The sequence below is a fragment of the Caulobacter sp. HJHS_5 genome (assembly GCF_056683955.1).
This window is the reverse complement of record NZ_JBWZNC010000001.1, coordinates 19,898-33,081: the sequence shown is the minus strand read 5'-3', so window position 1 is coordinate 33,081 and position 13,184 is coordinate 19,898. Positions and strand designations below refer to the sequence as shown.

Genomic DNA, 13,184 nt, shown 5'->3' with positions numbered 1-13,184 from the left:
CAAGATCGGCGGAGACGAAGAGATGCGAGACACGCGCGAGGCGCCCCCGCCCAACCCGGCCGCCCTGCCCGACCGGCTGAAATTTCTGATCTTCGGGGTGATGGCCTTCGGCCAGTTCATGGCCCAGCTGGATATCCAGATCGTCGCCGCCTCGCTGAACGACGTGCAGGCCGGGCTCTCGGCCGGGCCGGACGAGATCAGCTGGATCCAGACCGGCTATCTGATGGCCGAGCTGGTGATGATCCCCTTCTCCGCCTTCCTGACCCAGGCGCTATCCACCCGATACCTCTTCGCCCTCTCCGCCGGCCTCTTCACCCTGTCGAGCGCCCTGTGCGGCATGGCCTGGGATATCGACTCGATGATCCTGTTCCGCGTGATCCAGGGTTTCGTAGGGGGGGCGATGGTGCCGACCGTATTCGCCACCGGCTTTGCGATGTTCACCGGCAAGCAGCGAGCGATGATCCCGGCGATCCTCGGCATGGTCTCGGTGCTGGCCCCCACCATGGGGCCGACCGTCGGCGGCTGGCTGACCGAGGCGGCGGGCTGGCGATGGATTTTCTACATCAACATCCTGCCCGGGGTGGCGGTGACCCTGCTGTCGCTGCGGCTGATCCACGTCGACCGGCCGAACCCCTCCATGCTGAAGACGATCGACTACTCGCACCTAGTGGCCATGGCGGTGTTCCTGGGCGGGCTGGAGTATGTGCTGGAGGAAGGTCCGCGACACGACTGGTTCGGCGATCCGGCCATCGCCACGGGGGCCTGGCTGTCGGCCGTCGCCTTCGTGCTGTTCCTCGAACGCTCGTTCCGCTCGGGCGGCCCGATCGTGAAGCTGACGCCGTTCCGCAAGCCGACCTTCGTGATCGCCTGCGTGTTCAACCTGGTGATCGGCTTCGGCATCTATGCCTCGACCTATCTCGTGCCGGTCTTCCTTGGCCGCGTGCGCGGCTACAACAGCCTGGAGATCGGGACGACGGTGGTGGTGACCGGCCTCGCCCAGCTGGCCTCGACCTTGGTGGCGGCGCGTCTTTCGCAGCGGCTGGACCCGCGGATCATCATCGCCTTCGGCCTGCCGCTGTTCGCGGCCAGCCTGTTCTGGACGTCGCACCTGACGCCGGAATGGGGTTTCGCCGCCCTGCTCGGGCCGCAAGCTCTGCGCGGCTTTTCGATCATGCTGTGCATCGTGCCGAGCGTGACCCTGGCGTTGGGCGGCTTCGCCATGGCCGAGCTGCGCTACGCTTCGGGCCTGTTCAGCGTGATGCGCAACCTGGGCGGCGCTATCGGCATCGCGGTGGTCAACACCTGGCTGGGAGATTCCACACGGATCGCGACGGCGCGGATCGGCGAGAGCCTGGGGCGGGCCGGACGGGTGGCGCCGGATTTCGTGGGGGGCCTTGCGAGTTCACTGGCCGACCGCGTTCCCGATGCGGCCCAGGCGATGGCGATCGCCCAGGGCGAACTGGCGCGGGTGGTCGGCCGCTACGCCACGACGCTGGCGTTCAACGACGTCTTCCGTCTGATGTCGTGGATGTTCCTCGTCGCCGTGGTGCTGGCGCCGTTCTGCCGCGCGACGAAGCTGACCGCCGCCCCGCCGCCGGACGCGCACTGAGACCTAGATCGAGTCTCCGCCTGCGCTGGACGTCGAAGGGGCCGAGGGACGCCCCTCCCCCACGGTGCGGATGACGTCGCGGGCGTCATAGGCTTCCTCGGGGCGCTGGCCCTTGCCGAGCATGACCTCGATGGTCGCCGACTGGCGGGGGCCGCCGGACAGGTCGAAGCTGGTTCCGACGCCGACGCCCACCGACGAGCGCCGCCCGTAGTCCATCGAGCCGCCGCCGATGGACAGCTGCGGCCCGCGCCCGGCGGAGGCTTCGCCATAGCGGCCGACGATGCGGAACCAGTCGTAACCGTCGCGCACGGCGATCTCGGCCGCGCGCAGCAGGGCGTAGTCCTCGACCTGGGCGCGGGGCGCGCCGGCGCCGCCCTGGAAGGTGACGCGATAGCGGTTGTTCTGGATGCGATATTCCGAGAACCCGACCGCGCCGGGCTTGGTGACCGGACCATAGACGGTGGGCGTGGCGCAGGCCGCCAGCGTGAGGGCGGCGAGGCTGATGAGGGCGATGCGTTTCATACGGCTTTCAACGGTTTAGCAGGATCCGCTGTTCCGGTCAGAGGGCTTCCAGCACGACGGGCAGCGGCGGATCGAGAATCTCGCCGCGCATGCTCTCCTGGCCGGCGGTGGGCGACGGCGGGATCTCGTGAATGGCGCGGACGACGTCCATCCCTTCCACCACCTTGCCGAACACGGCGAAGCCGAAGGTGTCGACGCCTTCCTGCGGGCGCTGTTCGTCGAGCGAGGTCAGGTCGCCGACGCAGATGAAGAACTCGCCCCGGGCGGTGCCGCGCTCGAACCGGGGCATGGAGATCGCCCCGTTACGATGCAGGAGGCCGGTCTGGTTGGTCGACTCGTGGGCGATGGGCGGCAGGGCCTTGTCGGTGGGCGCGGTCTCGCCGCCCTGGACCATGCCGATGGGCGGGCCGCCCGGCGGGGCCAGCTTCACGCAGCGATAGAAGGCCGGCTTGATGTAGCGGTTTTCGCGGACCATGCGCAGGAACAGGCCGGCGGTGAGCGGCGCGCGGTCGGGGTAGACCTCGACGACGATGACGCCCTTGTCGGTGATCATCTTCACGCGCGGGGGCGGCGGACCGGTGCGCGGCGGCGGGAGCAGGATCTGGTCGGGCGGCGGGGTCTGGGCCTTGGCCAGACGCGGCAGGGCGATGAAACCGGCGAGGACGGCGAGCAGCGAGCGACGGGGCGTGGTCATGGGCCGATGTTGACGCGGCGGCGACCCAGTTTCAACGGCGCTCAGGCTCACGCGTCGCTTCGCCCGGGCAGGCGGACGGCGGCGTAGGCGCAGGCGGCGATGACGAAGCTGGGCAAGGTCGCGCCGATGTCAGGCGCGAGACGGCTGAACGCATGATAGGCGGCGACCCCGACGAACCAGGCGACGAGGCCGGAAACGCGGACGGCCGGCAGGCTCGCGGGGGCCTGGCGGCGGCGGACGAGGAAGTGGTCGGCCAGGAGGACGCCAAACAGCGGGGCGAACACCGAGCCGATCACCAGCAGGAAGCCCTCGTACTGGCCGAGCGGCGCCACGAGGGCAATCAGGGTGCAGAGGGCGCCGAAGCCGAGCGCCAGGCGCGTGGGCGGGAAGCGGATCAGGGTGGCGGTGGAGACGGCGGCGGAGTGGATGTCGGCGAAGGTGTTGTCGGTTTCGTCGATGACGATCAGCAAGAGGGCGATCCCTCCCCCGCTGGCCGCGAGGGCGGTGAGCAGAAGGTTCTCGCCGCCGCTGGCCAGGGCGTAGGCGGCGCCGAGGCCCATGAACCAGATGTTGGCCAGGAGATAACCGAGGGCGCTGCCGCGGAACATGCCGCCGGGCGTGCGGCCGAAGCGGGTGTAGTCGGCGATCAGCGGCAACCAGGAGAGCGGCATGGCGACCACCAGGTCGACCCCGGCGCCGAAGCTCATCTCCCCCGTGCCCGGGCGGGCCAGAAGAGCCGCGAGGTCGTGCTCGGCCAGCAGCCGCCAGGTGAGCCAGCCCGCGCCGGCCAGCAGCAGCCAGAGGCCCCAGGCGCGCAGGAAACGGCGGACGAAGGAGACCGGCCCCATCACCGCCAGGCCGGTGGCCAGGGCGCCGAACAGCAGAGTCCAGAGCAGCGGGTTGGAGACGCCAAAGGTCTGTTTCGCCAGGGCGTCGGCGCTGTCGCGCATGGCGATGATCTCGAAGGCGCCCCAGCCGGTGAGTTGGACGGCGTTGAGCACGGCGGGGATCGCCGCCCCGCGCGCCCCGAGGGCGGGCCGCAGGGAGCCGATGGCGGACAGGCCGGTGTCGGCCCCGACGAAGCCGGCGGCCGCGAGCAGCAGGACGCCGAGCGCCGAGCCGACGACGATGGCGGCCAGGGCCGCGCCGAGCCCGAGGCCGGGCGTCAGCAGCGCGCCCGCCTGCAGGACCAGCAGGCCGATGCCGAGGCTGAACCACAGGGAGAAGGCGTCGCGGGCGCCGAAGACGCGGCGCTCGGCCGGGACCGGCGTCAGGGGATCGTAGGTGTCGTCAGGCGCGGCCATGGCTCAGTTGTAGGGCCGGCGCGAGCCCGAGCAAGACCGATAGTCCCCTTCCCCCTGTTGAAGGGGGAAGGGTTAGGGATGGGGGTGCACCGCTTCAGGATAAGGCGCCGCCGCAGGGACTGAACCATCCCGCGAACTCTGACAGTCTGCACCCCCATCCCCGGCCCTTCCCCCTTCAACAGGGGGAAGGGTGAAGGTCATTTCTCATCCGGCAGGCGCAGCCCCGCGCGGTCCAGGGCGGCCTGGAAATCCTCCGGCAAGGGCGCCTCGATGCGGCGTTCTCCCCCGTCCGGGTGCGGGAACTTCAGGCTGCGGGCGTGGAGCATCAGACGCGGAACCGGGGCGCCGGCGAGCATCAGGGCGCCGCCGTATTTGGCGTCGCCGGCGATGGGGCGGCCGATGGAGGCCAGGTGCGTGCGGATCTGGTGCATGCGGCCGGTCTCGGGATTGGCCTCGACGAGGGCCGCCCCCTCCCCCGCGCTGAGCGTGCGGTAGCGGGTCAGGGCCGTCTCGGCGTCGGGGTGGTCCGGCGCGCAGGGCTGCATGGTGACCTCGCGGCCGATGCTGTCGCGGCGCAGGGGCGTGTCGACGGCGCCGCCCTTGGGCTGGGGCGCGCCGGGGGTGACCAGGGCAAGGTAGGCTTTACGGAAGCGGCGGGCGGCCAGGGCCTTGCCAAGGAAGGCGGCGGCCGGCTTGGTCTTGGCGGTGAGGATGACGCCGGAGGTGTCGCGGTCCAGGCGGTGAATCAGCCGCGGGCGGGCGTGGCCGGGCCGGGCGAAGGCCCACAAGAGGTCGTCCAGCGTGTGGGCCTGAATGCGGCCGCCCTGGCTGGAGAGGCCCGACGGCTTGTCGAAGGCCAGCAGCACGGCGTCCTCATAGATCACCCGCGAGCGGATGAAGGCGATCTCTTCGGGCGAGAGCTGGATGGGCGCGGAGGACTTCACGGATGCGGCTTAGCGGAAGACGCCACGCTTCGTCATCCACACGGAATAGGCCGTGAGCGCGGCGCAGACAGCGGCGATGGCCCAGCTCATCGCCGTCATCGCGCCCATCACCGCCCAGCCGGGCGCGACGAGGTTTTGATAGACGACGCTGAACAGGGCGCAGACCAGGGCGACGCCGAACGCCGTCGCGGCCTCTTTGCGGCGGAGCAACAGCAGCACCGTGCCCAGGACCGACAGCCAAATCCCGATCGACCAGGCGGTCTGCATCCAGACGGGGAAGCCGAGCTGATAGGCGATCTGGGCGTCGTTGAAGCCGGCGGCGCGGTAATAGGCCTCGCCGCCCATGCTCATCATCCAATCGTAGAGGCCGAAACCATTCCAGACGGCGGCGAAGATCAGGACGATCCAGAAGTGCTTCGGAGGGCTTGGGAGCGCGGTGATGGCCATGAGGCCTTCTAGCGCAGGAAACCCTTCCTCGTCGCAAACCACGAGAACCAGATGAAGAAGACGCAGCCGGCGAAGATGGCGGCGTGCATCGCCTCCATGCCCTTGGCCGTCTCCGGCGCGCCGGACAGGTGATAGGCGTAGACCAGGCTCATCAGGAAGCCGAGCAGCGAGATGACAAAGGCGTGGAAGGCCCATCGGCTGCGCAGGACCAGCAGCACCGCCCCGATGAAGGCGCCCCAGGTTCCCGCGAACCACACCGCGTACATCCACGCCGGATAGGCGTGCATCACGGCGATCTGGGCCTCGGTCATCTTCACGGCGCGGTAGTAGACGTCGCCCTGAACGATGCTCATCGCGAAGTCATAGGCCCCGAAGCCGTTCCACAGCAGGGCCAGCACGCAGACCAGCCAGAACCACCACGGCGCCTTGGCCGCCGGCGCGGCCGCGTTCGTATCAGTCATCGTCACCTCCCCAGGCTCGATGGGGGCGAGGTTATGCCTGTTATGCTGAGCGAACAATGGTTGGCGACAACCCCCTCCCTCCGCTCTCCCCGGCGAAGGCCGGGGTCCATACTGAAGGTCAGGCAGCAGCAAGGCGTCGAAGCGCTGCGAACGACGCGCCTTCAAAATCGACTCGGCTTGGACCCCGGCTTCCGCCGGGGTGAGCGGAGTTTGGTGGCTAGCCCTTCTCCGCGCGGATCGCCGCCCAGCGATCCAGGCGTTCCTTGATCGGGCCTTCGCGGCCCTCGCCCTTGGGCTGGTAGAAACGGCGACGCTCCATCTCCTCGGGGAAATAGTCCTGGCCGGAGAAGCCGCCTTCGACGTCGTGGTCGTAGGCGTAGTCCTTCCCGTAGCCGAGGCCCTTCATGAGCTTGGTGGGGGCGTTGAGGATGTGCTTGGGCGGCATCAGGCTGCCGGTCTCGCGGGCGGCCTTCATGGCGCCCTTGAAGGCGACGTAGACGGCGTTGGACTTCGGCGCGCTGGCGAGATGGACGACAGTCTGCGCCAGGGCCAGTTCGCCCTCGGGGCTGCCGAGGAAGTCGTAGGTTTCCTTCGCGGCGTTGGCCAGGACCAGGGCCATGGGGTCGGCCAGGCCGATGTCCTCGACGGCCATGCGCACCAGGCGGCGGGCGATGAACAGCGGGTCTTCGCCGCCGGCCAGCATGCGGGCCAGCCAGTAGAGCGCGGCGTCGGGATCGGAGCCGCGCACCGACTTATGCAGGGCGCTGATGAGGTTGTAGTGCTCCTCGCGGTTCTTGTCGTAGGCCGGGCTGCGCTTCTGGAGCACCTGGCCCAGTTCGGCGGGCGTCATCGGCTTGGCCGCGCCGATGTTGAACAGGGTCTCGGCCAGGGTGAGCAGGTAGCGGCCGTCGCCGTCGGCCATGGCGATCAGAGCCTCGCGGGCGGCCGGGTCGAGCGGCAGGGGGCGCTCCTCGTAGGCCTCGGCCTTGGCGAGCAGCCGCTCCAGGGCCTCCTCGTCCAGCCGGCGCAGGACGAAGACCTGCGAGCGGGAAAGCAGCGCCCCGTTGAGTTCGAACGACGGGTTCTCGGTGGTGGCGCCGACGAGGGTGACAACCCCCTCCTCCACGAACGGCAGAAAGCCGTCCTGCTGGGCGCGGTTGAAGCGGTGGATCTCGTCGACGAACAGCAGGGTGGACTGGCCGGCCATGCGGCGGGCGCGGGCCTGTTCGAAGGCCTTCTTCAGGTCGGCGACGCCGCTGAACACCGCCGACAGCGACATGAACTCATAGCCGGCGGCCTTGGCCAGCAGGCGGGCGATGGTGGTCTTGCCGGTGCCCGGCGGCCCCCAGAGGATCATCGACGACAGGCGCCTGGCCGCCGCCATGCGGCCGATGGGGCCTTCCGGGCCGAGCAGGTGATCCTGGCCGACGACCTCGTCGAGCGACTGCGGGCGCAGACGATCGGCGAGCGGCCCCGGCGCATGCGGCGTCAGGCCGGCGGCTTCAAACAAATCGGACATGCGGTAAGAATAATGGCTTCAGGGAGAAAACACATGGCCGAAGACCAGAACCCAGACATGGGCCGCATTCCCGGCGTGACGCCCTATCTGACGGTGAAGGGCGGCAAGGCCGCCATCGCCTTCTACGAGGAGGCGTTCGGCGCGGTCGTCGTGTTCGTGAAGGACGCGCAGGACGGCGAGCGGGTGATGCACGCCACGCTGGAGATCAATGGCGGCGCGTTGATGCTGAGCGACAACTTCGTGGAGTTCGTGGGCGAGATGAAGCCGCCGGCCTCGGTGACGCTGCATCTGCAGGTGCACGACGCCGACGTGTGGTGGGACCGCGCGGTCGCCGCCGGGGCGACCGTGCGCATGCCGCTGGAAGACCAGTTCTGGGGCGACCGCTACGGCCAGCTGCAGGACCCCTTCGGCCACACCTGGGCGATCGGCGGGCCGAAGAAGGGCTGAACCGGACCGTCAGGTCCGCAACTGGGCGGTGATCCGCTGGCCGTTACGCTCGACGGTCAGGGTCCAGGCGCGCCCCGCGCCGGCGAGGACGCCGACCAGCTGGCGGACGCTGGTGATCTCGGTCCCGTTCACCGCACGGATGAAGTCGCCGGGGCGCAGGCCGGCCTGCATGGCGAAGCCGCCGCCGATCTTGGTGATCAGCACGCCCTGGCCGTTGAACGGATCGATGCCCAGCTCGCCGGCGGAGGCGGGCGAGACGTTGACGACGGTCGCCCCTTCCAGCGGGCTGCCGGCGCCGATGAGCCGCTCGTCGGCGGCCGGCGTGTTGGGCGGCGCCTCGGCGCGAACGGTGAGGCTGCGCTCGGCGCCGTCGCGGCGGATATCGACCCGCACGTTGTCGCCCGGCTTGCGGGTGGCGAAGTAGTAGGTGACGCCGGCGTCATCATTGACCGGCTGGCCGTCGACGGCGAGCACCACGTCGCCCGAGCGCAGGCCGGCGCGGGCGGCGGCCGAGGCCGGCCAGACATCGCCGATCAGCACGCCGCGCGGAGCGTTCATGCCGAGGGTGCGGGCGATTTCGGCGCTGACCGTCTGGCCCCGCGCCCCGAGCCAGGGCCGCACCACCGAGGAGCGGCCGCCGACGGCGGCGGTGACCACCTGCTTGACCATAGCCGCCGGGATGGCGAAGCCGACGCCGCTGGACGAGCCCGAGCGCGAGAAGATGGCGGTGTTCAGGCCGATCAGGTCGCCGTCCATGTCGACCAGCGGACCGCCGGAATTGCCCGGATTGATGGCCGCGTCGGTCTGGATGAAGAACGAATAGTCGGTGATGCCGACGTCCGTGCGGGCCAAGGCCGAGACGATGCCGTTGGTGACGGTCTGGCCAACGCCGAACGGGTTGCCGATGGCCAGCACCAGGTCGCCGACCTGCACCGGCTCCTGGTCGTCGATGGCCAGCACCGGCAGGCGCTCGCCCTTGGTGTCGATCTTGAGAATGGCCAGGTCGCTGCGTGCGTCGTCGAGCAGGACGGTGGCGGGGAATTCACGGCGGTCGGAGAGCTGGACCGCGATCTCGGTCATGCCCTCGACGACGTGGTGGTTGGTGACGATGACGCCGTCGGCGCGGACGATGGCGCCCGAGCCGAGCGACTGCTGGACCTGTTCGCGCGGCATGCCCGAGCCGCCCATGAAGAAATCCCAGAACGGATCGGCGCGCTGGCGCACCACGCGGCGGCTGGCGACGTTGACCACGGCGGGCGCGGCCTTCTTCACGATCGGCGCGAAGGACTGCTTCATGGTCAGGGCGTCGCCGGGCGGACGGCGGGTCGGCTGGGCGAGGTCGACGCCGGCCGGGGCGGGAACCGGCTGAGCCTTGCTGCTGGCCGCGGGATCGGTGCAGGCGCCCAGGAGAGCCAGGGCGGGAATCAGGGCCTTGTAGGCGCGCATGAGCTTCTTGCGTCTCCGTCGTTTGGGACGATGACTTAAGGAGCCGCCTTTTCCGGCGCAATCATGGCGTTGTCCGCCTCATCCGGGGCCTTGGCCACTTTCCAGGCCAGGACGAAGCCCAGCAGCAACAATGCCGAGGCGATCAGGATGGCCAGACCCGGCATATGGAGGGTGGCGTCGTTGCGCACCGACCAGGCGAAGGTGAGGCCGAACAGGCTGGGACCGACGAGGCTGGCGAGCCCCATCATGCTGGAATTGGCGCCCTGAAGCTGCCCCTGTTCCCACGGCTTCACACGGCGGCTCATCAGCCCCTGCCCGGCCGCGCCGATCAGGCCGCTGAGGGCGAAGACCGGCAGGCCGAGCCAGTAGATCTGGGCGGTGGGGGCGAGGCCGTAGACGAGGAAGCCCAGCGCCCCGCAGGCGAGCCCCAGCAGCAGCGCGCCGCGCTCGCCCATGACCTTGACCAGCCGGCCGACCAACCCCGCCTGAACGACGATATTGGCGACGCCGGTGGCCATCAGCATCAGACCGACGTCGAACGGCGACCAGCCGTAGCGGAAGCCCGTGTAGAGCACGAAGACGCTGGGCAGGACATTGTGCGCCAGCTGGAACAGGAAGAAGACGCCGGCGAGGCCCAGCAGGTCCGGGTGCGAGGACAGCAGCCTCAGCGAGCCGATCGGGTTGGCCTTGCTCCAGTCGAACTTGGGCACGCGTCGCTCGGGCGGCAGGGATTCCGGCAGGATCAGCAGGCCGTAGAGCCAGTTGGCCAGGGCCAATGCGGCGGCGACCAGGAACGGCAGGCGTAGGTCGATCGAACCGAGGTAGCCGCCGATGCCCGGCCCGATGACGAAGCCGACGCCGAAGGCCGAGCCAAGCAGGCCAAAGGCGGCGGCGCGCTTTTCCGGCGGGGTGATGTCGGCGATGTAGGCGCCCGAGGTGGAGAAGCTGGCGGCGGTGATCCCGTTCAGCGCCCGGCCGACCAGCAGCCACCAGAGCGTCGGGGCGAAGGCCATGAACAGGTAGTCGACGCCGAGGCCGAAGATGGAGATCAGCAGCACCGGCCGGCGACCGAAGCGATCCGACAGCATGCCGAGGATCGGCGAGAAGAAGAACTGCATGATCGCCCAGACGGTGGCGAAGACCACCTGCCAGTCGGCGGCGAGCGCGGTGTCGCCGCCGTTCAGCGCCTTCACGAGGTTGGGCAGGACGGGGATCATGATCCCGAGCGAGATCACGTCCATCAGCGCCGTGGCGTAGATGAAGCCGATGGCGGCCTTGCGCCTAGCGCCGGCGGCGGGAACGGGCGGCGTCTCGGTGGGGGCCGGATCGGTCATGGCGCCCTTGGTGACCCGGATATCGCCGGTCGTCCAGAGGGGCGAAGCCGCCCTCGCCCCCTTACAGCGCGGTGAAGTAATCCACCATCCGCTTGCGCATGGCCGCGTCGGGCAGCTTGCCGCGGCCGGCGCCCAGATTGTCGACCATGTATTGCGGCTTGTCGGTGCCGGGGATGACGGCGGTGACCGCCGGGTGGGACAGCAGATACTTCAGGAAGAACTGCGCCCAGGTATAGGCGTCGAACTCCTTGGCGAAGTCGGGCAACGGCTTGCCGGCGACCTTGGCGAACATCGAGTTGCGGCCGAACGGCAGGTTGGTGAGCACCGCGCAGCCGGAGTCGGCGGCGGCGGGCAGCAGCCGGGCCTCGGCGTCACGGTCGGCCAGGGAGTAGTTGATCTGGAAGAAGTCGGGCTTCTGGCGGCGGAGGACCTGCTCCAGCGCGTCGTAGGCCGCGTCCATCGAGCTGGTGATGCCTGTGTAGCGGCACACCTTCTGGGCCTTCCACTCGCGCAGCAGGCCGATGTCGTAGTTGGCGTCGGCGACGTTGTGGGCCTGCATCAGGTCGAAGCTCTGGGTCTTCAGGCGCGTCTTCGAGCGCTCCATCGAGGCGATCTGGGCGGCGCGGTCCTCGCGGGCGGCGACCTTGGTGGCGAGGAACACCTTGTCGCGAAGGGCCAGTTGCTGAAGCAACTCCCCGAGCCGTTCCTCCGCCATGCCGTAGGACGGGGCGGTGTCGATCAGCTTGCCGCCGCCGGACTGGGTGAGCGTCTTCAGCACCTCGGCGCGCTCGGCCTGTTTGGCCGGGTCGTTCTGGAAGTCGAAGATGATGGCGGTGCCGATGCCGACGATGGGCAGCGCCTCCTTCGACGAGGGGATGGGCTTAGTGCGCACCGGGCCGGCGGCGGCCTGCGGCGGGGCCTGGGCGAACGCCGGGCCAAAGGGCGTCGAGGCGATGGCGGCGGCGCCGGCAGCGAGAACGGCGCGACGCGAGATCGAGGGAAACATCAGGCGGCTCCTTCTACGGGGTGTTGGGCGACTTTGCGGGCCTGGGTGCGGCCGAGGCCGAGCGACAGGCCGATCCAGCAGGCTGAGACGGCCGCGCCGATCAGGGCGATGGCCGAGACGCCGAGGCCGGCGGTGGCGCTGAGCAGATTGTAGATCCAGGCGTTGGCGACATCGCCGCCGCGGAAGACCACGTTGTCGACCACGTTCTTGGCCTTGTACTTCTCCTCGCGGGCGACGACCGGCCAGAGGGCCTCGCGCGCCGGATTGGAGATCGCGAGCGAGCCGGCGCGATAGGCGACCTGCACCCCGACGATCACCGCCAGGACCGGGGCGGCGGCCAGCGAGAGATAGCCGGCGACGCCGACGACGGCGACGATGGCCAGGGTCACGCCGACGCCGACCCGCTTGAGCAGGAAGCCGGTGACGATCAGCTGCACGAGGGGAATGAGGATGTTAGTGGCCAGATCGATGGCCCCGAAGATCTGGGTGCGGGTCGCCGTATCGAGGTTGGCGTCGGAGATGATCTGCGCCTGCATGTAGTAGGAAAAGGTGTTGGCGGTGGAGAGCAGGAACACCCAGATCGCGATGGCGCTGAGATAGGGCGAGCGGAGAATGGTGGCGACGCCCGCCAGCCAGCCGCCGCCGATGGCCTTGTCCGGCCCGCCCCACCGGCCGCCGACGGTATTGTCGCGCGTTTCCTTGTCCGCCGAGGCCGCCTTCGCCGTTGCATGGCGTTCCAGGGCCATGGCGCAGGCCAGGGCCAGGGCGAGCAGCACGGCGGCGACGCCCAGCAGATTGGCCGGGCCGACGACCTTGGCGAGGCCGGTGACCGTGGCGGACCCCGCGAAGCCGCCGAGCGAGCCGCCGGCTGCGATGACGGGATAGAGCCGCTTGGCCTGCTCCGACGAGAACAGGTCGGCCATGAACGACCAGAACACCGAGACGGCGAAGACGCTGAACACGGTGATCCAGACGAAGAAGACGATCGCCGTCTGGGCGACCGCCACGCCGAAAGTCAGACAGGCCCAGAAGACCAGGATGTTGAGCGTGAGGAAGCCGTAGACCGTCGGGATGAACACCGCGCGCCGCAGGCGGCCAACCAGGGCGGCGTAGATCGGGGCGATGACCAGACTGGCGACGAAGGTGCCGGTGAACAGCCAGGGCAGGTTCCGCACGCCGCTGCGGATGCCCATCTCGTCGCGCACGGGGCGCAGGACGTAGTAGCAGGCCAGCACGCAGAAGAAGTAGGCGAAGGCCAGCATCACCGGCTTCATTTCGAGAGGCCGCGCCCGCAGCAGCCTGCCCCAGCCCTTCGCCTCGACCGTCTCGCTCACCGACGCCTCCCGCGAATGCCTCTCAATGGAAGCTTGCGGACGAGTAGACGCCAGAGACCCGCGGTTTTTGTTTCAGGGTCGAAACCGAAATCACAAAAAAGCCCCCGGGGCGGCCCC

The 13,184-nt window shown here is 69.4% G+C and carries 13 protein-coding genes; 2 read left to right on the top strand and 11 right to left on the bottom strand.

Annotation, left to right across the window (positions count from 1 at the left end; genetic code table 11):
- Positions 1-22: 22 nt before the first annotated feature.
- Positions 23-1,609, top strand: a complete 1,587-nt coding sequence (locus ACFLIT_RS00225; RefSeq protein WP_479909166.1) for a DHA2 family efflux MFS transporter permease subunit — start codon at positions 23-25, stop codon at positions 1,607-1,609.
- A gap of 3 nt (positions 1,610-1,612) precedes the next feature.
- Here ACFLIT_RS00225 and ACFLIT_RS00220 read toward each other — a convergent pair whose 3' ends face one another.
- From ACFLIT_RS00220 to ACFLIT_RS00190, 7 genes are all read right to left on the bottom strand, one after another.
- Positions 1,613-2,131: a CC0125/CC1285 family lipoprotein gene (locus ACFLIT_RS00220; RefSeq protein ID WP_479909165.1), complete on the bottom strand. Its 519-nt coding sequence runs from the start codon at positions 2,129-2,131 to the stop codon at positions 1,613-1,615.
- 37 nt (positions 2,132-2,168) lie between these two features.
- The gene (locus ACFLIT_RS00215) at positions 2,169-2,825 is read right to left on the bottom strand and encodes a peptidylprolyl isomerase (RefSeq protein ID WP_479909164.1); all 657 of its coding nucleotides are present in this window, start codon (positions 2,823-2,825) and stop codon (positions 2,169-2,171) included.
- A gap of 47 nt (positions 2,826-2,872) precedes the next feature.
- The gene (cytX, locus tag ACFLIT_RS00210; RefSeq protein WP_479909163.1) at positions 2,873-4,129 is read right to left on the bottom strand and encodes a putative hydroxymethylpyrimidine transporter CytX; all 1,257 of its coding nucleotides are present in this window, start codon (positions 4,127-4,129) and stop codon (positions 2,873-2,875) included.
- A gap of 197 nt (positions 4,130-4,326) precedes the next feature.
- Positions 4,327-5,073, bottom strand: coding sequence for an RluA family pseudouridine synthase (locus tag ACFLIT_RS00205; protein WP_479909162.1), 747 nt, complete (start codon positions 5,071-5,073; stop codon positions 4,327-4,329).
- A 9-nt stretch (positions 5,074-5,082) separates the two neighbouring features.
- Positions 5,083-5,520: a hypothetical protein gene (locus ACFLIT_RS00200; protein WP_479909161.1), complete on the bottom strand. Its 438-nt coding sequence runs from the start codon at positions 5,518-5,520 to the stop codon at positions 5,083-5,085.
- Positions 5,521-5,528: 8 nt separating this feature from the next.
- Positions 5,529-5,981 carry a hypothetical protein gene (locus ACFLIT_RS00195; protein WP_479909160.1) on the bottom strand — a complete coding sequence of 151 codons (453 nt, stop codon included), beginning with the start codon at positions 5,979-5,981 and terminating at the stop codon, positions 5,529-5,531.
- Positions 5,982-6,198: 217 nt separating this feature from the next.
- Positions 6,199-7,500 (bottom strand): replication-associated recombination protein A, encoded by a 1,302-nt coding sequence (locus tag ACFLIT_RS00190; RefSeq protein WP_479909159.1) that lies wholly within the window; start codon positions 7,498-7,500, stop codon positions 6,199-6,201.
- A 33-nt stretch (positions 7,501-7,533) separates the two neighbouring features.
- Between ACFLIT_RS00190 and ACFLIT_RS00185 the strand changes: the two genes are divergently transcribed.
- Complete coding sequence (locus tag ACFLIT_RS00185) at positions 7,534-7,947, top strand: VOC family protein (RefSeq protein WP_479909158.1); 414 nt, start codon at positions 7,534-7,536, stop codon at positions 7,945-7,947.
- Between the two features lie 9 nt (positions 7,948-7,956).
- On the opposite strand, the gene ACFLIT_RS00180 is transcribed toward ACFLIT_RS00185, so the two are convergent.
- The 4 genes from ACFLIT_RS00180 to ACFLIT_RS00165 all read right to left on the bottom strand — a co-directional run bounded on the left by ACFLIT_RS00180 (position 7,957) and on the right by ACFLIT_RS00165 (position 13,067).
- Complete coding sequence (locus tag ACFLIT_RS00180) at positions 7,957-9,393, bottom strand: Do family serine endopeptidase (RefSeq protein WP_479909157.1); 1,437 nt, start codon at positions 9,391-9,393, stop codon at positions 7,957-7,959.
- Between the two features lie 35 nt (positions 9,394-9,428).
- Positions 9,429-10,727, bottom strand: coding sequence for a TCR/Tet family MFS transporter (locus tag ACFLIT_RS00175; protein WP_479909156.1), 1,299 nt, complete (start codon positions 10,725-10,727; stop codon positions 9,429-9,431).
- A 61-nt stretch (positions 10,728-10,788) separates the two neighbouring features.
- Positions 10,789-11,733: an aldo/keto reductase gene (locus ACFLIT_RS00170; RefSeq protein WP_479909155.1), complete on the bottom strand. Its 945-nt coding sequence runs from the start codon at positions 11,731-11,733 to the stop codon at positions 10,789-10,791.
- Positions 11,733-13,067 carry an NTP/NDP exchange transporter gene (locus ACFLIT_RS00165; protein WP_479909154.1) on the bottom strand — a complete coding sequence of 445 codons (1,335 nt, stop codon included), beginning with the start codon at positions 13,065-13,067 and terminating at the stop codon, positions 11,733-11,735. Before ACFLIT_RS00165 ends, ACFLIT_RS00170 begins: the two co-directional genes overlap by 1 nt.
- Between the last annotated feature and the right edge of the window lie 117 nt (positions 13,068-13,184).

Excerpts from the sequence above, each read along its gene's own strand:
- ACFLIT_RS00180 (WP_479909157.1), bottom strand. The coding sequence starts at position 9,393 with ATGCGCGCCTACAAGGCCCTGATTCCCGCCCTGGCTCTCCTGGGCGCC.
- ACFLIT_RS00225 (WP_479909166.1), top strand. The coding sequence starts at position 23 with ATGCGAGACACGCGCGAGGCGCCCCCGCCCAACCCGGCCGCCCTGCCC.
- cytX (WP_479909163.1), bottom strand. The coding sequence starts at position 4,129 with ATGGCCGCGCCTGACGACACCTACGATCCCCTGACGCCGGTCCCGGCC.
- ACFLIT_RS00190 (WP_479909159.1), bottom strand. The coding sequence starts at position 7,500 with ATGTCCGATTTGTTTGAAGCCGCCGGCCTGACGCCGCATGCGCCGGGG.
- ACFLIT_RS00185 (WP_479909158.1), top strand. The coding sequence starts at position 7,534 with ATGGCCGAAGACCAGAACCCAGACATGGGCCGCATTCCCGGCGTGACG.
- ACFLIT_RS00200 (WP_479909161.1), bottom strand. The coding sequence starts at position 5,520 with ATGGCCATCACCGCGCTCCCAAGCCCTCCGAAGCACTTCTGGATCGTC.
- ACFLIT_RS00170 (WP_479909155.1), bottom strand. The coding sequence starts at position 11,733 with ATGTTTCCCTCGATCTCGCGTCGCGCCGTTCTCGCTGCCGGCGCCGCC.
- ACFLIT_RS00195 (WP_479909160.1), bottom strand. The coding sequence starts at position 5,981 with ATGACTGATACGAACGCGGCCGCGCCGGCGGCCAAGGCGCCGTGGTGG.
- ACFLIT_RS00175 (WP_479909156.1), bottom strand. The coding sequence starts at position 10,727 with ATGACCGATCCGGCCCCCACCGAGACGCCGCCCGTTCCCGCCGCCGGC.
- ACFLIT_RS00215 (WP_479909164.1), bottom strand. The coding sequence starts at position 2,825 with ATGACCACGCCCCGTCGCTCGCTGCTCGCCGTCCTCGCCGGTTTCATC.
- ACFLIT_RS00220 (WP_479909165.1), bottom strand. The coding sequence starts at position 2,131 with ATGAAACGCATCGCCCTCATCAGCCTCGCCGCCCTCACGCTGGCGGCC.